This is a genomic window from Bradyrhizobium sediminis, from assembly GCF_018736085.1.
Taxonomy (GTDB): Bacteria; Pseudomonadota; Alphaproteobacteria; order Rhizobiales; family Xanthobacteraceae; genus Bradyrhizobium; species Bradyrhizobium sediminis.
In genome coordinates, this window is sequence record NZ_CP076134.1 from 3,654,647 (window position 1) to 3,677,095 (window position 22,449).

Sequence of the window (22,449 nt, forward strand, 5' to 3'; positions counted from 1 at the left end):
GCCTTTTCCTGTGCGACAGCCCTAACCCTCGAACACTTCCGCCGACCCGCGGGCCGCGCGCGACAGCAGCGTATCGTCCGGTTGCGGCAGCGCCTTGCCGGTATCGCGAAAACGGTTGGTGATGGGATAGCGGCGATCCCTGCCGAAATTCTTTTGCGTGACCTTGACGCCAGGAGCCGCCTGCCGCCGCTTGTATTCGGCAATATTGAGCAGGCGGTCGATCCGCGTCACCACGGCCGCGTCGAAGCCGGCGGCAATGATGTCAGCCAGCGGCTCCTCGCGCTCGACCAGCCGCTCCAGGATCGCGTCGAGCATGTCGTAGGGCGGCAGCGAATCCTGGTCGGTCTGGTTTTCGCGCAGCTCCGCGGTCGGCGGCCGGGTGATGATGTGGACCGGGATCACTTCGCCTGATGGGCCGAGCGCGCCGTCGGGCTTCCATGAATTGCGTAAAGTGGAGAGCCGGAACACCTCGGTCTTGTAGATGTCCTTGATCGGATTGAAGCCGCCGTTCATGTCGCCATAAATTGTAGCGTAGCCGACCGACATTTCCGACTTGTTGCCGGTCGTGACCACCATCGCGCCGGTCTTGTTGGAGATCGCCATCAGCAGCGTGCCGCGGGTGCGCGCCTGCAGATTCTCTTCGGTGATGTCGCGCGGCAGGCCGGCGAAGGTTTTGGACAGGATTTCCTCAAAGCCGTTCACCGCCGGCGCGATCGGGAACACCTCGTAGCGGATGCCGAGCGCTTTCGAGAGTTTCGCCGCGTCGTCGAGCGACACCTGCGCGGTAAAACGAAACGGCAGCATCACGCCGCGGACCCGGTCGGCACCGAGCGCATCGACCGCGATCGCCGCGCACAGCGCCGAATCGATGCCGCCGGAGACGCCGAGCAGCACGCCGGGAAACCCGTTCTTGCCGACGTAATCGCGCAAGCCGAGCACGCAGGCCGCATAATCGCCCTTGTCGCCGTCGACGACGGGCGCCACCGGCCCGTCGCAGCGCCAGCCGGCGTCGGTCTTGCGCCAGCGCAGGGTCGTGATGTTCTCCTCGAACGCCGGCAATTGCGCAGCGACCGACAGATCGCCGTTCAGCGCGAACGAGGCACCGTCGAACACCAGCTCGTCCTGTCCGCCGATCTGGTTGAGATAGACCAGCGGCAGCCCGCTTTCGGTGACGCGGGCGACCGCGATCGACAGCCGCAGATCGTTCTTGTCGCGGGCATAGGGCGAGCCGTTCGGCACCACCAGGATTTCCGCGCCGGTCTCGGCAAGACATTCGACGACGTTCTCGTAGTCTTCTGATTCCTCGAGCCAGATGTCCTCGCAGATGGGAACGCCGACCCGGATGCCGCGGATCGTCACCGGCCCCGCGGCGGGGCCGCGCGCGAACAGGCGCTTTTCGTCGAACACGCCGTAGTTCGGCAAATTGGCCTTGTAACGGATGGCGGCGATGCGCCCGCCGTCGAGCAGCGCGCAGGCATTATAGAGCTTGCCGTCATCGACCCAGGGGCTGCCGATCAGCACCGCCGGGCCGCCATCGCCGGTCTCGCGCGCCAGCGCCTCGACGGCGGCGCGGCAGGCCGACTGCAGCGCCGGCTTCAGGACCAGGTCTTCCGGCGGATAGCCGCAGATGAACAGTTCCGGCAGCACCAGCAGGTCGGCGCCGTCGGCCTTCGCCCGCGCGCGGGCGGCGCGCGCCTTGGCGGCGTTGCCCTCGACGTCACCGACGATCGGATCCAACTGCGCCAGCGTGATCTTGAACTGAGGTTCGGTCATCTGGTGATGGTGCCCTGCACAAGCCCAAACTGCAATCGCAAGCTTTTAGATCACGCCCATGCATTCGGCGATGGCAAACAGCCAGAACAGGCCGGCCATGACCAGCGCGACGCCGACCGCCGCCGAGCCCATGTCCTTGACCCGCCCGATCTGCGGATCATGGTCGGTGGTAAGCCGGTCGGCGAGCTTCTCGATCGCGGTGTTGAGCAGCTCGACCACCAGCACCATAGCGACCGCGGCGACCAGTTCGACGCTGCGCATGGTGGTGACGCCGATCAGCCACGCCAGCGGCAAAGCCAGCACAAGGGCCGCGATCTCCTCGCGCACCGCCTGCTCCGAGCGAATGGCAAAGGCGAGGCCGTTGCGCGTATTGATGGTGGCCCGCCAGAACCGCAGCAAATCAGAGTCCCGCTGCGGCCGGCATCGGCTGCGCCTTGCCGGCGCGTTCCTGCTTGAGCAGTTCGGCGATCAGGAAGGCCATGTCGATCGACTGCTCGGCATTGAGGCGGGGATCGCACACGGTGTGATAGCGATCGCTGAGATCCTCTTGCGTAATGGCCCGCGCGCCGCCGATGCATTCGGTGACGTCCTGCCCGGTCATTTCCAGATGGACGCCGCCGGCGTGCGTCCCTTCGGCGGCGTGGATGGTGAAGAACGACTTCACCTCCGAAAGGATCCGGTCGAAGGGGCGGGTCTTGTAGCCTGAGGTCGAGGAAATGGTGTTGCCGTGCATCGGATCGCACGACCACACCACGACGCGGCCCTCGCGCTGCACGGCGCGGATCAGCCCCGGCAGGTGATCGCCGATCTTGTCGGATCCGAAACGGTTGATCAGCGTCAGCCGTCCGGCTTCATTCTCCGGATTGAGGACGTCGATCAGCTTCAGTAGCTCGTCCGGCTTCAGCGAGGGGCCGCATTTCAGGCCGATCGGATTCTTGATGCCGCGGAAATATTCGACATGGCCGTGATCGAGCTGGCGGGTGCGGTCGCCGATCCAGATCATGTGGCCCGAGGTCGCGTACCAGTCGCCGGTGGTGGAATCGACCCGGGTGAAGGCCTGCTCGTAGCCGAGCAGCAGCGCCTCGTGGCTGGTGTAGAAATCGGTGGCGCGCAACTCCGGGTGGCTTTCCAGATCGAGGCCGCAGGCGCGCATGAAGTTCAGCGCGTCCGAGATGCGGTCGGCCAGTTCCTTGTACCGCCGCGACTGCGGGGAATCCTTGAGGAAGCCCAGCATCCACTGATGCACGCTGCCGAGGTTGGCAAAACCGCCGGTGGCAAACGCCCGCAGCAGGTTCAAGGTCGCCGCCGACTGGCGGTAGGCCATCAACTGGCGCTGCGGATCGGGGGTGCGCGCCTCCCGCGTGAAGGCGATGTCGTTGACGATGTCGCCGCGGTAGCTCGGCAGCTCGACGCCGTCGATCTTTTCGGTCGGCGACGAACGGGGCTTGGCGAACTGGCCGGCGATGCGGCCGACCTTCACCACCGGCAGCGCGCCGGCATAGGTCAAAACCACCGCCATCTGCAGCAGCACACGGAAGAAGTCGCGGATGTTGTTGGCGCCGTGTTCGGCAAAGCTCTCGGCGCAGTCGCCGCCCTGCAGCAGGAACGCCTCGCCTTTGGCGACGCGCCCGAGCGCCTTTTTCAGGTTGCGGGCCTCACCGGCAAAGACCAGCGGCGGAAACGTGGCGAGCTGCGCCTCGACATCGGCCAACGCCTTGGCGTCGGGATATTCGGGGATCTGCAGCGACGGCTTGGCGCGCCAGCTATCGGGTGTCCACCGCTCGGACATGACGTTAACTCCTGAGCAAAAACCGCTACTTATGGCAGGTAGCCGAAGGGCCGGGTTATACACAGGCTGTTGAAGAACCGCCAGAGCGCGATCACCTTCGATGACAGCCATCGCGCCCTATCCTTTTGTTCGGGCACGATCTTTTCGCGGGAAACCGGACCGCTTTTCCGGATCGTCCACCTCGAATTCAAGTTCTCCAGACAACCCCTTGCGGCAAAAGCCGAATTCGCATTTGCTGGGCGCACTCACGAAGGCCGAGAGGAAACAGGGGTTGGCTGAGGCTGCGCTGGACGACGTCTTCATCGACGATATCACCTTCCCTGCTACCGACGGGTACCTGCTTGGGGCGACACTGTTTCTGCCGCGCGGCGCAAAGAGCCATGCGGTGCTGATCAATTCGGCCACCGCGACCCCGCGCAAGGTCTACCGGCGGTTCGCCGGCTATCTGGCGCGCCGCGGCTGCGCGGTCTTGACCTACGACTACCGCGGCATCGGCGACAGCAGGCAGAAGGCCATGGTCGGCTACAACCAGACCAAGTCGTTGGCCGGCTTCAACGCCACGATGTCGGACTGGGCCGGCAAGGACGTCACCGCTGCGGTGGTCTGGATGCGCGAGCGCTACAAGGCCCTGCCGCTCAACTTCGTCGGCCATTCCTTCGGCGGCCAGGCGCTGGGGCTGCTCTCCAACAACACCGAGGTCTCGCGCGCGCTCTTCATCGCAGCGCAGGCCGGCTACTGGAAACTGATGGCCCTGCCGGAGAATTACCGCGTCTATGCCATGCTGAAATTCGTCGGCCTCCCCCTCACCCGGATGATGGGCTACGCGCCCGGCTGGACCGGGCTCGGCGAAGACCTGCCGAGAGGTGTGTTCGAGCAATGGGCCTCCTGGGTCATGAGCGAGCGCTATCTGTTCACCGATCCGAAGCTGCCGGGCCTGTCGAATTTCGCCAACTACAAGGGCGCGCTGCGCGCGCTGTGTTTCTCCGACGATCCCTGGGCGACGCGGCCGGCGGTCGGCCTGCTGAGCTCGGGATTTTCCGCCATCGAGCCCGAGATCCTGACCATCAAGCCCGCCGATATCGGCGCCGCGAAGATCGGCCATTTCGGCTTCTTCCGCCCCGAGCACCGCGACACGCTGTGGCGCGGGGCGGCGGAATGGATTCAGGCGTAAACGCACCCTCTCCGTCGTCCCTGCGCAAGCAGGGATCCATAACCACCGTTGCTCATTTTTAGAAAGACTGCCGCTCCAGCCGAGCACAATATCACGTCCTGTGGTGATGGTGCCCGGCTCAAGGCCGGGACGACGGGGGTGATTGTGGTTGCAGACCGTCATTGCGAGGAGCTCCGCAACGAAGCAATCCATTTCACCGCGCAAGGAAAAAAGAGTGGATCGCTTCGCTTCCGCCTTCGCTCGTTGAACTTCGGCGGACAAGTCGCTCGCAATGGCGGCGGCAAGCTCCAGACACGCGTTTGCCTCCCGCGGCGCATGGCGCCCGAAGCTTTGAAGAATTTTCCGCCCCGTGAGGGCGTGGGGAATCCCGGGCGCCCGCGCACCCGCAGCCGCGTGTGCAGAAAAAAGCAACGCGTTAGTCACCACGAATACGCCGGAACACCCGGCATTCCCGCACGCAATGGCTTTAACGGCTTATTTCGTGCTCTTGTGTCCGCAAAATCTACGTCGCGCTACGCGACAGCCGAGAAGCATGACTAGTTGCGGATTGTCGATAAATCCGGCGAGGATTACCTCTATCCCAAGGCATTCTTCCGCACGATCGCATTGCCGCAAGCGGTGAGAAGGGCTGCGCTCGCGGCGTAAGCGGCCGCTTCATGGTAACTCCCCGACGGTCTCGCATCGGACGTCAACGACGGCCGCCCTTCGGATAATCTTCATCCATGATCATAAAATAGAATCCGGTAATGGCCGCGCCAAATGCAAAATACATGGAAGCGCCGATCACCAGAACGATCGTGGCCGTGATCGGGCTCGTACTGCGCAGCACGACATCCGAGATGCTCTGGACGTTCAGGACAAGGAGCGACGTCATGAAAAGAGCGCCCAAGGTCGCTCCCATCCCGAAGTGAAGCGCCACGTGCCGAAAAAGCTCCCGCTCGTTCATGGGAAGCTCGCCTAAAGTAGGTCTTGAGCGACAACGCCGCGAGCAAGCCGAAGTTCCCGGCGCGGCTGAAAAATCCGTTCGCGAGGCCGGCCGCACGGAGGCGGAAGCCGGGTCAGTCCGGCTGGAAGCCCATGGCGGGCTGTGCGCTATGGCGGACAAGCTCCACCGAGATCAGGGAATGAATTTCAGGCCGTAGGTCTTGCCGCGACGCCAAACCACTTCGCAGGGCTGGCGCTTCGGATGATCCGGCACCAGCGCCAGTTTGAACCGGTCCCTGACGTCGATCACCTGATCCGTCACGATTTTGGCGCCGCCCGGCGAGACGTCCAGCACGAAGCATGTGCGCCTCGTCATACCGTCGTCGACCGTAAACCAGGCTGGCTGCTTGTCCACCTGCCGCCGCGGTTCGCGCTGTATCTTCAGCCTTGGCCCATCAGCAGTCATGACGACCACCATCCGTGGTTGAACTAGCGAGCCATCAGCCTGAAGGCGATCCCGTAAAGCTTCGGTTAGCGCATTGCCTTGCAATTTATCGGCTTGGGCGCGCGGAGCCATCCGCAGCCCCTCCCCCCGCCCCGCCTCGTTCACGTCCCGACGCGAAGCGGTGCGCGCAGCTTGCGAAGGCAGGCAATGACGGACAGCGCGGTGATGAGACCCGTCTTCGGGTTCTCTGACGGGATATTTTCGATCGACATGGAAAAGCGGGCGGAATCGGAATCCACGTCGATGCGGTGCATGTTGCGCGTCACGGCGGGATCCGCCCAGATCTCGATGGTGGTTCGATCGGGACCGATCCCGGCGAGCGACAGTGCAGCGGCGACATTTACATTTGCCGGAAATCCTTTCGCCGCCTCGCGTGCCGTACCGTCGAATATCTTGAGCGGTTCGGTAATTCGTTCGATGTCGATGTTGTTTTCGACGATATAGGGAGCGCCGGCGAGCCCGCGGACCGGCTTCCGGGTTACCATCCGGACCGAATGGATTTTCCCGACCGCTGCAGCGGTCACGGCGTCGAGGCCGATCAGCGCGCCGGTGGGCACCACGATCTGGCCGCCGTTCTGTTTCGCCAATTCAATGAGGTCTTCGTGGTCGAGCAGCGCGCCGGCACTGAGCACGACCGCGGTCTTTCCGTTGGTTACAAACGGCGCGACGATCGAGCGGACGAGCCTGCTTGGGGCGCATTCGATGACGATGTCGGCGACATCGACGAGCGCCTCGATCGGCAGGACGGCAGGCGGTCTCGTCAAACCGGCAAGCCGGCTGCGATGCTTTTCGGGGTTCTGCACCGACACCGCGGTCAGCACCAATCCATCGATGCCCCGGTCCAGCGCCTCCACGACCCGGGTTCCGATGGCCCCGAGCCCGACAACCGCAATGCGCAGGTCAGGCCGCATGCTTTTCTCTACATTCGCCATCGGGCTGCTTTCGGTTCAGAAATCCGGCTCTTCCTCGATGACCCGGTTCTGGTGGCGCATATGCTGCCATATCGCCGCCACGACCGAGGCCGCCGCCGCCAGCAACAGCCCGCCGGAAATCGGCCGGGTCAGGAACAGCCAGGGATCGGCGTCGGTCATGATCGCGCGCACCAGGTTGATCTCGATCTGGTCGCCGAGAATGAGGCCCAGGATCAGGGGCGCGAGCGGAAAACCGAGCTTGACCAGGACGTAGCCGACGACGCCGAACAGCAGCAGCACGTAGACGCTCTGCATGGTGTTGTTGAGCGCGTAGGCGCCGACGACGCAGAGCACCAGCACGACCGGCGCCAGCACCGCCATCCGCACCGAGGTCACGCGCAGCATCAGCGGCATCAGCGCGACGCAGATCAGGAGCATGCAGGGGTGCGCCAGGATGTAGGCCGCGTAGATGCCATAGGCGAGGTCGGGGTTCTGCGAGATGAACAGCGGTCCCGACTGAATGCCGTGGATCGTCATCGCGCCGAGCATCACGGCGGTGACGGCGTCACCGGGAATGCCGAATGCCATGATGGTCATCAGCGAGCCGCTGACATTGGCGTTGTTGGAGGCTTCCGAGGCGATGATGCCCTCGGGGTGGCCCTTGCCGAAACGCTCCGGCGTCTTCGAGAATTTTTTGGCCTGGTCATAGGCCATCACGCTCGAGGCGCTGCCGCCGATGGCCGGCAGGATGCCGATGATCAGCCCGACGATCGTCGCCCACGCCAGCAGGAACGGCTGCCTGAAGATTTCGAGGTTGACCTTGAGATGCGAGAAGCGCTCGAGCCTGATCCCGGCCAGCGATTCCGGCGCATGGCCGTGCGGCAGATTGAGCTTCTCCAGATCGGTCATGATCTGCGCGAAGGCGAAAATTCCGATCAGCACCGGCAGGAACGGAAAGCCGCCGCCGATGAACTCCGAGCCGAAGGTGAAGCGCGGCACGCTGCCGATCGGGTCGTGGCCGACCAGCGTGATCAACAGCCCGAAGGCAGTCGAGATCAGTCCCTTCAGCAGCGAGGATTCGGTGAGCCCCGCCACCATCGCCATGGCGAGCACGAACAGCGAGAAATATTCCCACGGCCCGAATTCCAGCGCGATCGCCGCCAGCGGCCCGGTGAGGAACACCAGGAACAGGGCGCCGAGCAGTCCGCCCCAGACCGATGCCCAGACGCCGAGCCAGATGGCGCGGCCCGGCTCGCCGTTGCGCGACATCGGAAAGCCGTCGAAGGTGGTGGCGATCGACGCCGGCGAGCCGGGGATGCCGAGCAGGCAGCAGGCGATGAGGCCGCCGGTCGAGCCGCCGACATAGACGCCGGTCATCGCCGCAAGGCCCGCCAGCGGATCGAGCCCGTAGGTGAACGGCAGCACCACGATGACCGTCATGGTGATGGTGACGCCCGGCAGCGAGCCGCCGATCACGCCGATGAACGTGCCGGCAAACAGCGGCAACAGGTATTTCCACTGGGCGATATTGACGAGGCCGTGCCAGAGCAGATCGAGCATCAGAAACCCGTCCACGCGCCGCGCGGCAGCAGCACCAGCAAATAGCGTTCGAAGACGAAATAGCTCACCGCGGCGGTGCCGAGCGCGATCGCGGCGAGCACCGCCCATTGCCGCGCCGTTCGCGGCCGGCCCAATGCGGCCTGCAGCGCGCCAACGAACAACGCCGTGGCGACGCGAAATCCCAAGAGCGGCAGCAGCGCCACATAGAAGCCGACGATCGCGAATGCGATCACCACCAGGCGATAATTTCGCCTGGGTGTGTCGGGCGCTGTGGCAACGACCGGCGCGCGGTGGCTCAAGAGGTCCTGCAACACCAACAGCGCGCTCCCGGCCGCCATGAAGGACAGCACGATGGCCGGGTAAAAGCCCGGCCCGACCGGAACGATGGGAAGGGACGGCAACTGGAACGACTGGACCAGGAGGACCAGGCTGATCGCGAGCAGGATCAGCCCAGCAATTCCATCGCGGCCGATGCTCATTTCTTGATCAGGCCGAGATCGGTCATGATGGCCTTGTTCTCGTCGTCGATCTTGGCGAGAAACTTGCCATAGTCATTGGCATTGAGGAACGCCACGCGGGTGCCCTGCACCTTCATCGCCTGGGCGAAGCCCGGCTCCTTGGTCGCCTTGGTGCAGCCCTCCTCGAGCTTGGCGCGCACCGGCGCGGGCGTCCCCTTGGGGACCACGAGGCCGCGCACCACTTCGAACACGATGTTCATGCCGAGCTCCTTGAGCGTCGGCACGTCGGGCGATTCCGGATCGCGCTTCTCACTGGCGATCGCGATGAAGCGCAGCAGCCCGGCTTCGACCTTGCCCTTCTGCGTCAGGTTGGAATCGGTGAGGTTGATGTGGCCGCCGAGCAGCGCATTCATCCGCGGCGCGAGGCCGTCATAGGACACGAATTTGAACTTCAGGCCGGCCTGCTTCTCGATCAAGGCCGGGAAGATATGGCTGGTCGAGCCGAGCGTGGCGCCGACCGTGATCTCGCCCGGCCGCTTCTTGGCGTCGGCGGCGAGCTCCTGCCAGTTCCTCCAGGGCGTCTTGGCGCTTGCGGTCAGCACCGAGGGCGTCGCCGCGACCAGGCAGACCGGCTCGAAGTCGCTGTATTTGACGTCGCTGATGCCGGCATAGAACGTCAGATGGATATAGTCGTGCACCGCGTAGACCGTATAGCCGTCGGGTGCCGCGTTCTTGGCCTCGCGTGCGCCGACGGTGCCGGAGGCGCCGCCGACATTGGCGATCACCACGGGCTGGCCGATGTGCTTCTGCAATTCGACGGCGAATGGCCGGAAGATGTTGTCGGTGTCGCCGCCGGCGGCCCATGGCACGATCATCTTGATGGGGCGGTCGGGATATTGCGCCATGGCGGGTGCCGATAGAGCAGCCAGCACACCGATCAGCGCGGCAGCGCCGGCCATCGTCACGGACAATCTTGCCATCCGTCATCTCCCCGTCGTTTCGTGGGCCATTCAGGCTCTCGATCGGGACAGTAACAGCTCAGCCACCCAGGGGAAAGCCCTGCGGCTATTCGGAAGGTTCGCTTGTGACGCACTGCGGAAAATTCCGCTGCGTCGCAGGTTCGCTGGAAGCCCCTACTCCGCCGCTTCCCGCACATGCCGCGCGCTCGGCGTCCGCATCGTCACCAGCTCCTCCGCCGCGGTCGGATGCAGCGCCATGGTGGCGTCGAAATCCGCCTTGGTCGCCTTCATCTTCACGGCGATGCCGAGCACCTGGACCATCTCGGCGGCGCCGTCGCCGACGATATGACAGCCGACGACGCGGTCGGTCGAGGCATCGACCACGAGCTTCATCAGCATCCGCGTGTCGCGGCCCGACAGCGTCGCCTTCATCGGGCGGAAGTTCGCCTTGTAAATATCGACACGGGCGAAGCTGGCGCGGGCCTGGGCTTCCGTCAGCCCGATGGTGCCGACCTCGGGCTGCGAAAACACCGCGGTCGGAATGTCCGCATGGTCGACCTCGACCGTCTTCTTGCCGAACACGGTGTCGGCGAAAGCATGGCCCTCGCGGATCGCGACCGGCGTGAGATTGATGCGATGGGTGACGTCGCCGATCGCGTAGATGTGCGGCACGGATGTCCGCGAGAAACCGTCGACCGCGATGCCGCCGTTTTTGGGATTGATGGCGACGCCGGTCTTCTCGAGCCCGAGATTGGCGACCGCAGGATGCCGCCCGATCGCGAACATCACCTGGTCCGACGCAATGCTGGAGCCGTTCGACAGATGGGTGGTGAATTCCTTGCCGTGCTTGTCGACCTTGTTGACGGTGCAGCCGGTGAGAATCGTGATGCCGTCCTTCTCCATCTCGTCGCGGACGTGGCTGCGGACGTCCTCGTCGAAACCGCGCAGGATGTTGTCGCCGCGATAGATCAAGGTCACGTCGCTTCCGAAGCCGGCGAAGATGCAGGCGAATTCCAGCGCGATATAGCCGCCGCCCTGGATCACGATGCGCTTCGGCAATTGCGGCAGGTGGAACACCTCGTTGGACGAGATCACGTGCTCGATGCCGGGGATGGCCTGGCCGTGATTGGGCGCGCCGCCGGTCGCGATCAGCACGTGTTTCGCCGTGACGGTCTCGCCGGTGCCGAGCCGCAGCGTATGCGGATCCTCGAACACCGCGCGGGTCTTGACCACGCGGGCGCCGGATTTTTCGACGTTCGTGGTGTAGGCAGCCTCCAGCCGCGCGATTTCCCTGTCCTTGTTGGCGATCAAAGTCGGCCAGTCGAAGGTCGCCTGCGGAATGGTCCAGCCGAAACCGGCGGCGTCCTCGACGTCGTGGCGGATGTGCGAAGCGTAGACCAGAAGCTTCTTCGGTACGCAGCCGCGGATCACGCAGGTGCCGCCCATGCGGTACTCTTCGACGATCATCACCTTCGCACCATAACCGGCGGCGATCCGGGCGGCTCGCACCCCGCCGGAGCCACCTCCGATCACGAACAGATCGACGTCGAACTCATTCATGGCAGCCTCGATTGCCCGGGATGGCGAATAGCGAATAGCGAATGGCGAATGGCAGACTGAACGCGATATGCGCTTCCATTCGCTACTCGCTACTCGCCATTCGCCGCTCGCTACTCCTAGATTTCCTTGCCGCGCTTGCGCATCTCGGCGCGGAATTCGCCGTTGATCACTTCCGCGAAGTTCTGCGCCCAGGCGTTCATGTAGGACATGCTGAACTGGATGGCCCGGGGTTCCGTCGCCAGCAGCTTCTTGCCGAGCGGCGATTTGTAGAATGTGACCAGGTCCTTCAGCTCCTGCTCGGTGAACTCATTGGCGTAGACGGAGGCCATGCCTTCGCCGATTTCCTTTTCGCGGCCAGCCAGCTTCTGCGCGACGATCACGGCGACCTCGTTGAGGTCCTTCTGGTAGTTCAGGTTGGACTGCAGCAGCGCCTCTTTGGTCTTCTGGACCAGACCGGGCACGGCGCCGGCGTACATTGCCGAGGCGTTCTTCATCTGCAGGATTTCCCTGGCGGCGGCCATCGCCGCCGGCGTGCCCGGCTTGAGCGGCGTGGACTGCGGCGCCGCCGGCGCGGCCTGCTTCTGCTGCGCGGAGGCCGGAGCGGCGATCACCGCCAACGCAAGCGCAAGACCGGCGGCCGACAAAGTCTTCGAAACAAGCTTCATTCCAAGTCTCCTTAGGATTAGCGGCGTCACCGCCGTTCAATAACGCGAATTCCCTGAGAGCCCGCCAGAACGGCGAGGCTGGCAAGACCGATGAACAGCCCGTGCTCGGCCACACCGGGGATGGAGGTCAAAAGACCTGCCAGCCGCGGCGCATCCGATATCCGGCCCAGTTGGGCGTCGACAATCCAGTGGCCGCCATCGGTGACAAAAGCGTGGCCGTCCTTGCCCTTCCGCAGCACCATCTGCCCGGAATTGCCGGTCTCCGCAAATGCCCCGGCCATGGCGCGCCGCGTGGCCGCGAGGCCAAACGGAACGAGCTCCACCGGTAACGGAAAGCGGCCCAGGACATCGACCCATTTCGAGTCGTCGGCAATCACGATCATGCGATCGGACGCTGCGGCGACGATCTTTTCGCGCAGCAGCGCGCCGCCGCCGCCCTTGATCAAATTGAGCGCGGGATCGATCTCGTCGGCGCCGTCGACCGTCAGATCGAGCCGGTCGACCTCGTCGAGCGTGGTCAGCGGAACGCCGCACTGCTCCGCCTGGATGCGGGTCGCTTCCGAGGTCGGCACGCCCACCACATTCAATCCGGCGCGGACCTTTTCGCCGAGCAGGTCGACGAAGTGCTTCGCGGTCGAACCGGTGCCAAGGCCGAGCTTCATGCCGTCGCGCACTTCTTCGAGCGCGCGCGCCGCCGCCTGCCGTTTCAATGCGTCCATGTTCACGTGCTTACGATGCCTTTTTGGGAAGCCGCCGCCGGCCCTGCGACCAGCGCTGTCCGGCGGGGGCATATCTAGCGTCGTTTTGCGGTGAGGAACAGCGGTATAAAGGGGGCATGACGAAGACGGCATGACGAAGAAACGACTCGTTCTGCCACTTGCACGATCGCACCGGGCCCGATAGCGGTTTTCGCATGACCTCTGCCCGCATCATCGTATTCGATCTCGACGGCACGCTCGTGGATACGGCGCCCGATTTGATCAACGCCCTCAACTTCGTGCTCGACCGCGAGGGCCTGCCGCCGGTGCCGCTGCAATCGGCGCGCAACATGATCGGACAGGGCGCCCGCCGGCTGATCGAACGCGGGCTGGAGCTGGAAGGCCGCGCCGCCGGCGTCGACGACATCGCCCGGCTGACCTCCGACTTCATCGATTACTATGCGGCCCATATCGCCGACGCCTCCCGCCCGTTCGAGGGTCTCGAGGACGCACTCGACGAGCTCAGCGCGCGCGGGTGCCGGTTTGCGGTCTGCACCAACAAGCTGGAGTGGCTGTCGAAGCTGTTGCTCGATCAGTTGGGCTTGAGTGCGCGGTTTTCCGCGATCTGCGGCGCGGACACTTTCGGGGTCTCGAAACCGGACCCGGTTTTCCTGCGGGAAACGATCGCGCGCGCCGGAGGTCACCCGTCCGCCGCGATCATGGTCGGCGATGCCGGACCGGATGTCGGCGTCGCCCGCCACGCCGGCGTCCCGGTGATCGGCGTCGGATTCGGCTATACCGAGGTCCCGATCGCCGAGCTCAAGCCGGACCTCCTGATCCATCACATGCGCGATCTGCCGGCCGCTGTGGAAAGCCTGACGGCGCCCAAAAAATCGATGTAATGCGTTGAATTTACTGCAATAAAAATATATTAACCATTACTTAACTATAACCGTCCGCACCGTTGCGCGGATACTCCCACGCCCCTAAGCTCGCGCGGGGATTGTGGCGGCGAGCCGCAATAGAGTGACGGATATGCGTCGTGTCATCGTGATTGCCGTGACGGCGGCAGGCTTGGCCGGGTGCTCCTCCTTTTCCATGGACGCCTTCAAGTCCACGCCGCCCACCATTCAGGTCCAGCTCGACTCGGTTCCCTCGGGCGCCGACGCCAAGACCTCGCTGGGGCCGGGCTGCAAGACCCCGTGCTCGGTCGCGGTGCCCGCGGTGGATACCGGTTTCTCGGTTACCTACACCATGAACAAGTTCCTGCCGGCGACCGTCCCGGTGCAGGTCACCTTTGTCCCCGGCGATTTCTCGACCCCAGCCTCGACCACGATCGATCCCAACCCGGTGGTCGCGGAACTGAAGCCGGCAGCGCCGCCGCCGAAGCCGGTTCGCCGGCCGGCCAAGCCGAAGAAACCAAAGCCGCCGCCGGCCGCCCCTGCGGGCTCGCCGTTCCCGAACCCGACGCCGCCGCCCCCCCGCTGATCACTGTGCAGCGCACCTGAAAAAGGTTGCGGATTGTGCAGACATTGCAACGTGCCTAGATTGCATCGGCAGGGCCGTCCCCCTATTGTCGCGGCGGCCCACCGAAAGGGCACCTGAATGACCGGACCCTCACCCAGTCCACTGGCATCGCTGTCCCGTCCGATGACCGACCCGTTCGGCCGGACCATCAGCTATTTGCGGGTATCGGTCACCGATCGCTGCGACCTGCGCTGCTTCTATTGCATGTCGGAAGACATGACATTCCTGCCCAAGGCCGATCTGCTCACGCTCGAGGAGCTCGACCGGCTGTGCTCGGCCTTCATCGCCAAGGGCGTGCGCAAGTTGCGGCTGACCGGCGGCGAACCGCTGGTCCGGCGTAACGTGATGTCGCTGGTGCGCTCGCTGTCGCGTCACCTCGATAGCGGCGCGCTCGGGGAACTGACGCTGACCACCAATGCCTCGCAGCTTTCGCGCTTTGCCCAGGAGTTGCGGGATTGCGGGGTACGCCGCATCAACGTCTCGCTGGACACGCTGGATCCCGAGAAATTCCGCGCCATCACCCGCTGGGGCGACCTCGACAAGGTGCTGGCCGGCATCGAGGCGGCGCGATCGGCGGGTCTCGCCGTCAAGATCAACGCGGTGGCGTTGAAGAACCTCAACGAGGACGAAATCCCTGGGCTGATGCAATGGGCGCACGGCAAGGGCATGGCGCTGACCTTGATCGAGGTGATGCCGATGGGCGACATCGGCGAAGGCCGCATCGATCAATATGTGCCGCTGTCGCTGCTGCGCGCCCGTCTCGCCCAGCAATTCACGCTGACCGACATCGACGACGATACTGGCGGCCCTGCCCGCTATGTTTCGGTCTCCGAGACCGGCGGCAAACTCGGCTTCATCACGCCGATGACCCACAACTTCTGCGAAGCATGCAACCGGGTGCGCATCACCTGCACCGGCACGCTGCATACCTGCCTCGGCCATGAGGATGCTTCCGATTTGCGCAAGCCGCTGCGGACTTCGGCCGACAACGACCTGCTTTCCGCCGCGATCGACCGCGCCATCGGCCTGAAGCCGAAGGGCCACGACTTCATCATCGATCGCCGCCACAACCGCCCGAGCGTCAGCCGGCACATGAGCGTCACCGGCGGCTGAAATTTTCGGCGCATTACGCCGCCTTCCACGCAACTATTTGACCCCGCGTCAATTTGTCCATTTTCCGATTGACGCCGCCGCGGCGCGCTGAAATGGTGCGCTTGCTTTATGCCTGCTCGGCCGGATAGGCCGCTGCGCTCACTTGGGTGCAGTCAAGACGGCAAGAGCGCGAAGTTGGGGAGGACTATCGTTGCAATCGCTCTTGAAGTTGGGCCATCGCTGTACGCGTTCGACGCGTGGCGGCACAGCTATGCTTTTTGAAACGGCGGGTGCGCTCTGATGGCGACCACGCGAGAGAACACAATGCGCCCATTGCTGGCGCTCAGCGCCGGGATCGACCTGCTCAACGAAAAGATCGGCAACATCTGCAACGTTCTGGTTCTGGCGGCCTGCGTGGTCAGCGCCGCCAACGCGATGGTCCGCTATGCGTTCGGCTACAGCTCCAATGGCTGGCTCGAACTGCAGTGGTACATGTTCGCCATCCTGGTGATGTTCGGCGCGTCCTATACCTTCAAGCGCAACGAGCATGTACGGGTCGAAATCCTCTATTTGCTTCTTTCCGAGCGCGGCCAGCTCTGGCTCGATCTGATCGGCACGCTGTGCTTCCTGATTCCGGCCTGTCTGCTGCTGTCCTGGCTGTCCTGGCCGTTCTTCCTCCAGGCCTATGCCGTCGGCGAGGCGTCGAGCAATGCCGGCGGCCTGCTGCGCTGGCCGATCAAGCTCGTGATTCCCGTGGGCTTCGTGATGCTGGCGCTGCAGGGCGTATCCGAGGTCATCAAGCGCATCGCGGCGCTGCAGAACCTTGTAACTATCGACGCCAAATACGAAAGACCGGTGCAATGATTACGCTGGAAATGATGCCGCCGCTGATGTTCGGCGGCCTGGTTCTGGCGATGCTGATCGGCTTTCCGGTGGCGTTCACGCTGGCAGCGGTCGGAATTTCATTCGGCTTTCTCTCGATCCACCTCGGCTTCTTCGATTTCAGTTTCCTGCAGGCTATTCCGGGCCGGGTGTTCGGCAGCGTGCTGTCCAACGAGCTGTTGCTGGCGATTCCGTTCTTCACGTTCATGGGCACGATCCTGGAACGATGCGGTCTTGCGGAAGACATGCTGGATTCGATGGGCCAGTTGTTCGGCCCGGTCCGCGGCGGCCTCGGCTATTCCGTCATCATCGTGGGCTTCATCCTCGGCGCCATCACCGGAACGGTCGCGGCGCAGGTGATCGCGATGGCGCTGATCTCGATGCCGGTGATGATGCGTTACGGTTACAACATGCGCTACATCACCGGTGTGCTGGCGGCCTCGGGAACCATCACCCAGCTGGTGCCGCCTTCGCTGGTGCTGATCGTGCTCGCCGACCAGCTCGGCAAGTCGGTCGGCGACATGTATCTCGGCGCCTGGGGCCCGTCGGTTTTCCAGATCATGCTGTTCGCCGGCTACACCTTCCTGCTCGGCCTCATCAAGCCCGATCACGTCCCGGCGGTGCCGCGCGATGCGCTGACGCTGCGGGGCTGGCCGCTGTGGCGCAAATGCCTGATGGGCATCATCCCGTCGGCCGTGCTCATTTTCGTCGTGCTCGGCACCATGATGCTCGGCCTTGCAACCCCGACGGAGGCCGGCGCCATGGGCGCGATCGGCGCGATCGTGCTGGCGGCGATACACAGCAAGGATTTCAGCACCAAGGGCCGCAAAGTTCTGATTACCGGCGTCATCGCGCTGGGCATCGGCGCCATGATCGGCGTCTTCCTGTCGCGAGGCCTGCTGTTCAAGCTCGCCTTCGTCATCGCCTATTTCGCGGTGATCTGGGTTTGCCTCGAGGCGGTACGAATTCCCGAGCTGCGCAATCTGATCAAGCAGGGCTACGAGAACACCATGCGCCTGACCACCATGGTGGTGTTCATCCTGATCGGCTCGACCTGTTTCTCGGTGGTGTTCCTCGGTGTCTCGGGGGGGGTATGGCTCGAACACATGATGACGTCGCTGCCCGGCGGCGTCTGGGGCTTCCTGACCTTCATCAACCTCTTCATCTTCTTCCTGGCGTTCTTCCTGGATTTCTTCGAGATCGCCTTCATCATCCTGCCGATGGTGGCACCGATCGCGCAGAAGGTCCTGGCGCCGGTGGTCGGCGCAGACGCGGCGTTGATCTGGTTCGGCGTCATGCTCTGCGTGAACATGCAGACGTCGTTCCTGCATCCGCCGTTCGGCTTCGCGCTGTTCTATCTGCGCGGCGTGGCACCCAAAGAGGTGAAGAGCTCGGATATTTACTGGGGTGCCATACCCTGGATCGGGTTGCAGATCATCATGGTCGTGGTGGTGATCGCCTTCCCCTGGACCGTCACCGCGCTGCTGGACAAGCCTGTCAGCGCCGAGGATATCAGCAAGGTCAAGATCGAGGTCCCGCAGATCGAACTGCCGCCGCTCGATTTCGGTCCGCCGCCAAAACAGTAGCCGCAGCGACTTGGCCAAATCGGCATAGGGGGCGACCTTTTGGGTCGCTCCCCTGCCACACCACCCGGCATGCGGGTCCGCACCGGGCGGTTCGAGAAGTTGAGGTCATGAGAGCCGGGGCAGTCCCAGCCGGTCCGACCAGTTCAGGGTCAACACGGCGTTGAGGAGCATGCCGCTGTTACGCCACCAGCGACGGCTGTTGGCCGCCACCTTTCGCGCAACGTCAAGCTTGGCTCCCAGCGCCAGCAATTCCCTGTACATGGTCGTGCCGCGCTTCCACTGCTTGAGCTGGATGGCACGCAGCCGATGACGCAGCCACCGGTCGAGCTCTCGCCAGACCCGTGGGGTTTGCGCCAGCCGGAAGTAAGCCTTCCATCCCCGAATGTAGGGCCGCAGATGATCCACCACATCCTGCATACTGCGCCCGCCATTGCGGCCGGTCAGTTGCCGGATGCACTGCTTGAACGTCCTCAGCGGCTTGTCAGCAACCTTGCGTTTGATCACACCACCCGGCCCCGGCCAGAAGCCGTAGCCGAGGAACTTGCGACCGAACACACCGGTCACTGCGCTTTTGGTCTCGTTGATCGTCAAGCGCAGTTTGCCGTAGAGCCGCCGAAGCAGCGCCATCACCCGTTCGCCCGCCCGGCGGCTGCGAACGTAGACGTTCGCATCGTCGGCGTAGCGCACGAAGCAATGGCCCCGACGTTCCAGCGCCTTGTCCACTTCATCGAGCAGGACGTTGGCCAGCAGCGGCGATAGCGGGCCGCCCTGCGGCGTCCCCATCATGCGCGTCCGGACCACGCCATCGTCCATGATCCCGCTGTTCAGATACGCACGGATCAGCCGGATGACCCCGGTGTCCCCGATCCGTTTCTGGAGGCGGTCGATGAGGATGTCGTGATCGACCCGGTCAAAGAACTTTTCCAGGTCCACGTCCACCACGATCCGGCGGCCCGATTGCACGTATGACTGCGCCACAAGGACGGCGTCATGCGCGCTTCGGCCCGGCCGGAAGCCGTAGCTGTGCTCGCTGAAGGTTGGATCAAGAATGGGCTGCAGCACTTGCAGCAGCGCCTGCTGGATCAGACGATCCGTCACCGTCGGGATGCCAAGCTCGCGCTCCCCACCCTCAGGCTTGGGGATCGTCACCCGTCGCACCGGACTGGGCCGGTACGTCCCCGACAACAGTTGCTCGCGGAGCACGGGCCACGCCGTGCGTAGATGCGCGGCAGTCTGGTCAATATCCAGACCGTCTACACCGGCTACGCCTTTGTTGGCCCGCACCCGCTTCCACGCCCGTTGCAGGTTCTCTCTCGCCAGTACCGCTAGAAGCAGCGCTGACCCTGTGTCCTTCGGTTCATGCCGCGGGAGACGAGCTTCATCGCTGCCCGAGCCACACGCGGATTCACCGCGTCCTACCCCGGGCCGCCCTGCTCGCGCAGGCATCTGATGCGATGCTCGCCACATCGACATGGCGTCGAACACTCCCTCTCGTTCGGCCCTTCGCCTGCAAGACGGCTCGCAGCCTTCCCACCGACTACTACGACCTCGGCTGACTTCTCGCTCCGGCTCGACACCGTTGCCCTTTCGGGCACAAGGCGAGATCTCCCCAGGTAAGAACGCACTCCTTCACTGCACGACCGCCGGATTTACGCCGCTTCCCCTTGATCACGAGAGCTTCGCGATTTCTTGCCCGCTCGCCCTGGTCCGCAACGCCTTCTATCCGGTTCTTGTTCATCGGCCCGCAGCTTCGCTCCACGCTTCCTCCCCACACTCGGTCTCCCTCATGCAGTTGCGCTTCGCTTCGTTCGTTGTGATCAACTCACGATGGGACTTGCACCCATAAGAGTGCGCCCATGCTGGGCGCACAAAACAAACACCCCGGAGCAGTTGCTCCGGGGTGTTTTTTTCTCATTGGCCTCGATGCGTGAACGCGATCAGCCCTGCGGATTGCGCGCCATGAAGCTGTCGTAACCGAGCTCGGCGACCTGGAGCCACTGGTACCCGTTGGTCGTGAACGAGGTCACCGACTCCAGAACCTTCTTGAAGTTCGGATTGGTCGCCGAGGTTTCGGCGTACAATTCCTTGGTCGCCTTGAGGCAGGCCTGCATGATGGCCGGCGAAAAGGCATGCAGCTTGGTGCCACCGGCGAGCAGTTTCTTCAGCGCCGCCGGATTAGACTGATCGTATTTTGCAATCATCCAGGCGTTGGTGGCCAGGCCTGCCTGCTCGATGATGCTTTGATAGGCCTTCGGCAGCGACTTCCACTTGTCGAGATTGACGAGGCCCATCAGCATGGGGCCGCCTTCCCACCAACCGGGATAGTAATAGTGCGGCGCGACCTTGTTGAAGCCGAGCTTCTCGTCGTCATACGGCCCCACCCATTCGGCGGCGTCGATGGTGCCCTTCTCGAGCGCCGGGTAAATATCGCCACCGGCGAGCTGCTGCGGGACCACGCCCAGCTTCTGCATCACCTTCCCGGCGAAGCCGCCGATCCGCATCTTCAGCCCCTTCAGGTCATCGACGGTGTTGATTTCCTTGCGAAACCAGCCGCCCATCTGGCAGCTGGTATTGCCGGCGAGAAAAGAGGTGACGTTGTAGCCCTTGTAGAACTCGTTCATGAGTTCCCTGCCGCCGCCCTGCGTATACCAGGCCTGGTTGAGGCGCTGGTTCGGTCCGAACGGCACCGCCGTGGCGAAGGCAAACGTCGGATCCTTGCCGAAATAATAATACGACGCCGTGTGTCCCATCTCGACGGTGCCGTTTTGCACGGCATCGAGGACCTGCAGCCCCGGCACGATTTCGCCGCCAGCAAACGGCTGAATCTGGAACTTGTTGTCGGTGGCTTCGGCAACAAACTTCGTAAACAACTCGGCGCCGCCCCAGAGCGTGTCGAGCGATTTCGGCCAGCTTGCCGTCATACGCCACTTCAATTCCGGCATCGACTGCGCGATCGCTGGTGCGGCCACGGCCGCGGCGCCTGCCACGCCCAGTCCGGTGACCTTGATAAAATCTCGTCGCTTCATTGAGTGATTCCTCTCTGTCTGTGTTTTGTGTCCGTGAGCCTTCTTGGCGAGGCTTGGAACCAGCATGGAACATCCGGTTCCGGATTTCCATGCTGAATTTGCGTTGCAGCGAAAAAAAGCCCGGCCTTCCTGCGGAGGCCGGGCCGATTTCTGCGACTTAGGGCGTAGCCGCCTGACGGCGCCGATCAACCGCGCGTGCGCGAACGGATCTGGAAGCTGTCGAAGGTGTATTCTGCAACCTGCCACCACAGATACTGGTCGGAGCGGTAGGCCTGCATCGCGTCGATGACCTTCTTGAAGTCGGCGTTCTTGGCGGAGATTTCGGCCCACAACTCGTTGGTCGCCTTGAGGCAGGCTTCCAGCACTTCGTTGGTGAAGGGACGAAGCTGGGTGCCGCCGGCGACCAGACGCTTCAGCGCCGCCGGGTTCTGCATGTCGTAGCGCGCCGCCATCCAGGCATTGGTGTTGGCGGTCGCATTGGTGATGACGGCCTGATAGCTCTTCGGCAGAGAATTCCACTTCTCCAGATTGCAGAAGGCATGGACGGTGGGGCCGCCTTCCCAGAAACCGGGATAGTAGTAGTACTTGGCGACCTTCTGGAAGCCGAGCTTCTCGTCATCATACGGCCCGACCCATTCGGCGGCGTCGATGGTGCCCTTCTCGAGCGCGGGATAGATGTCACCGCCGGCGATCTGCTGCGGCACGACGCCGACCTTCTGCAACACCTGGCCGGCAATGCCGCCGATGCGGAACTTGAGACCGGAGAGATCGGCGACCGTCTTGATCTCCTTGCGGAACCAACCGCCCATCTGGGTGCCGGTATTGCCGCAGGGGAAGCCGATCACGCCGTGCTTCTTGAAGAGTTCGTTGGCGAGTTCGTTGCCGCCGCCCTGAGAGAGCCAGGAGTTCTGCTGGCGGGCGTTGAGGCCAAACGGCACCGCCGAGAAGATTGCAAAAGTCGGATCCTTGCCGACGTAATAATACGAGACCGTGTGGCTCATCTCGACGGTGCCGTTGGACGTCGCATCCAGCGCCTGCAGGCCCGGAACGACCTCACCCGCCGCGAACAGCTGAATTTGAAACTTGTTGTCGGTCATTTCCGCAACCTGTTTCACGAAAAAGTCAGCGCCGCCGTAAATCGTATCGAGCGACTTCGGGAAGCTCGACGTCATGCGCCACTTGATCTCGGGCGAGGATTGCGCGATCGCCGGCGAGGCCACGGCGGTGGCGGCGGCACCGGCCGCGGAAACTTTCAAAAAATCACGACGCTTCATTTAAGGCATCTCCTTGTTGGGGCATATTTTCCCAGATTTCCTGGAGCGGCTGGTTCGGCGAGGCGGTATCCGCGTCGGCCGAAGGCGCT

At 63.6% G+C, this 22,449-nt stretch carries 21 protein-coding genes; 6 read left to right on the forward strand and 15 right to left on the reverse strand.

Annotation, left to right across the window (positions count from 1 at the left end; translation table 11 throughout):
- Positions 1-21: 21 nt before the first annotated feature.
- From KMZ29_RS17710 to KMZ29_RS17720, 3 genes are read right to left on the reverse strand one after another with little or no spacing between them, the layout of a single operon-like run.
- Positions 22-1,773 carry an NAD+ synthase gene (locus KMZ29_RS17710; protein WP_215620429.1) on the reverse strand — a complete coding sequence of 584 codons (1,752 nt, stop codon included), beginning with the start codon at positions 1,771-1,773 and terminating at the stop codon, positions 22-24.
- Between the two features lie 45 nt (positions 1,774-1,818).
- Positions 1,819-2,172: a diacylglycerol kinase gene (locus KMZ29_RS17715; protein WP_215620430.1), complete on the reverse strand. Its 354-nt coding sequence runs from the start codon at positions 2,170-2,172 to the stop codon at positions 1,819-1,821.
- Between the two features lies 1 nt (position 2,173).
- Entirely contained in the window at positions 2,174-3,562 is a 1,389-nt protein-coding gene (locus KMZ29_RS17720) for a class II 3-deoxy-7-phosphoheptulonate synthase (RefSeq protein ID WP_215620431.1), read from the reverse strand.
- 271 nt (positions 3,563-3,833) lie between these two features.
- Here KMZ29_RS17720 and KMZ29_RS17725 point away from each other — a divergent pair, with 271 nt between their 5' ends.
- Complete coding sequence (locus KMZ29_RS17725; protein WP_249779725.1) at positions 3,834-4,733, forward strand: alpha/beta hydrolase family protein; 900 nt, start codon at positions 3,834-3,836, stop codon at positions 4,731-4,733.
- A 688-nt stretch (positions 4,734-5,421) separates the two neighbouring features.
- Here KMZ29_RS17725 and KMZ29_RS17730 read toward each other — a convergent pair.
- From KMZ29_RS17730 to rpiA, 9 genes are all read right to left on the reverse strand, one after another.
- Positions 5,422-5,679 (reverse strand): hypothetical protein, encoded by a 258-nt coding sequence (locus KMZ29_RS17730; protein ID WP_215620433.1) that lies wholly within the window; start codon positions 5,677-5,679, stop codon positions 5,422-5,424.
- A 171-nt stretch (positions 5,680-5,850) separates the two neighbouring features.
- Positions 5,851-6,234, reverse strand: a complete 384-nt coding sequence (locus KMZ29_RS17735) for a PilZ domain-containing protein (RefSeq protein WP_215620434.1) — start codon at positions 6,232-6,234, stop codon at positions 5,851-5,853.
- 29 nt (positions 6,235-6,263) lie between these two features.
- Entirely contained in the window at positions 6,264-7,073 is an 810-nt protein-coding gene (locus KMZ29_RS17740; protein WP_249779726.1) for an aspartate dehydrogenase, read from the reverse strand.
- Between the two features lie 36 nt (positions 7,074-7,109).
- Positions 7,110-8,633 carry a tripartite tricarboxylate transporter permease gene (locus tag KMZ29_RS17745; RefSeq protein WP_215620436.1) on the reverse strand — a complete coding sequence of 508 codons (1,524 nt, stop codon included), beginning with the start codon at positions 8,631-8,633 and terminating at the stop codon, positions 7,110-7,112.
- The gene (locus KMZ29_RS17750; protein ID WP_215620437.1) at positions 8,633-9,112 is read right to left on the reverse strand and encodes a tripartite tricarboxylate transporter TctB family protein; all 480 of its coding nucleotides are present in this window, start codon (positions 9,110-9,112) and stop codon (positions 8,633-8,635) included. The genes KMZ29_RS17745 and KMZ29_RS17750 overlap by 1 nt, the downstream gene beginning before the upstream one ends.
- Complete coding sequence (locus KMZ29_RS17755) at positions 9,109-10,071, reverse strand: Bug family tripartite tricarboxylate transporter substrate binding protein (RefSeq protein WP_215620438.1); 963 nt, start codon at positions 10,069-10,071, stop codon at positions 9,109-9,111. Before KMZ29_RS17755 ends, KMZ29_RS17750 begins: the two co-directional genes overlap by 4 nt.
- A gap of 153 nt (positions 10,072-10,224) precedes the next feature.
- Entirely contained in the window at positions 10,225-11,610 is a 1,386-nt protein-coding gene (gene gor / locus KMZ29_RS17760) for a glutathione-disulfide reductase (RefSeq protein WP_215620439.1), read from the reverse strand.
- A gap of 116 nt (positions 11,611-11,726) precedes the next feature.
- Complete coding sequence (locus tag KMZ29_RS17765; RefSeq protein WP_215620440.1) at positions 11,727-12,275, reverse strand: DUF2059 domain-containing protein; 549 nt, start codon at positions 12,273-12,275, stop codon at positions 11,727-11,729.
- 26 nt (positions 12,276-12,301) lie between these two features.
- Entirely contained in the window at positions 12,302-13,000 is a 699-nt protein-coding gene (gene rpiA / locus KMZ29_RS17770; RefSeq protein ID WP_215620441.1) for a ribose-5-phosphate isomerase RpiA, read from the reverse strand.
- Positions 13,001-13,188: 188 nt separating this feature from the next.
- Here rpiA and KMZ29_RS17775 point away from each other — a divergent pair, with 188 nt between their 5' ends.
- From KMZ29_RS17775 to KMZ29_RS17795, 5 genes are all read left to right on the forward strand, one after another.
- A complete protein-coding gene (locus KMZ29_RS17775; protein WP_215620442.1) occupies positions 13,189-13,875 on the forward strand; it encodes an HAD family hydrolase in 687 nt (228 codons plus the stop codon).
- 133 nt (positions 13,876-14,008) lie between these two features.
- Complete coding sequence (locus KMZ29_RS17780; protein ID WP_215620443.1) at positions 14,009-14,461, forward strand: hypothetical protein; 453 nt, start codon at positions 14,009-14,011, stop codon at positions 14,459-14,461.
- 117 nt (positions 14,462-14,578) lie between these two features.
- Positions 14,579-15,613: a GTP 3',8-cyclase MoaA gene (gene moaA, locus KMZ29_RS17785; RefSeq protein ID WP_215620444.1), complete on the forward strand. Its 1,035-nt coding sequence runs from the start codon at positions 14,579-14,581 to the stop codon at positions 15,611-15,613.
- 303 nt (positions 15,614-15,916) lie between these two features.
- Positions 15,917-16,456, forward strand: a complete 540-nt coding sequence (locus KMZ29_RS17790; RefSeq protein WP_215620445.1) for a TRAP transporter small permease subunit — start codon at positions 15,917-15,919, stop codon at positions 16,454-16,456.
- Positions 16,453-18,060 (forward strand): TRAP transporter large permease, encoded by a 1,608-nt coding sequence (locus KMZ29_RS17795; RefSeq protein WP_215620446.1) that lies wholly within the window; start codon positions 16,453-16,455, stop codon positions 18,058-18,060. Before KMZ29_RS17790 ends, KMZ29_RS17795 begins: the two co-directional genes overlap by 4 nt.
- Before the next feature lie 105 nt (positions 18,061-18,165).
- Here KMZ29_RS17795 and ltrA read toward each other — a convergent pair whose 3' ends face one another.
- From ltrA to KMZ29_RS17810, 3 genes are all read right to left on the reverse strand, one after another.
- Positions 18,166-19,533 carry a group II intron reverse transcriptase/maturase gene (gene ltrA, locus KMZ29_RS17800; RefSeq protein ID WP_440131713.1) on the reverse strand — a complete coding sequence of 456 codons (1,368 nt, stop codon included), beginning with the start codon at positions 19,531-19,533 and terminating at the stop codon, positions 18,166-18,168.
- A 464-nt stretch (positions 19,534-19,997) separates the two neighbouring features.
- Positions 19,998-21,086 carry a TRAP transporter substrate-binding protein gene (locus tag KMZ29_RS17805; RefSeq protein WP_215620447.1) on the reverse strand — a complete coding sequence of 363 codons (1,089 nt, stop codon included), beginning with the start codon at positions 21,084-21,086 and terminating at the stop codon, positions 19,998-20,000.
- 185 nt (positions 21,087-21,271) lie between these two features.
- On the reverse strand, positions 21,272-22,360 hold the full coding sequence (locus KMZ29_RS17810) for a TRAP transporter substrate-binding protein (protein WP_215620448.1): 1,089 nt from the start codon (positions 22,358-22,360) through the stop codon (positions 21,272-21,274).
- Positions 22,361-22,449: the final 89 nt, after the last annotated feature.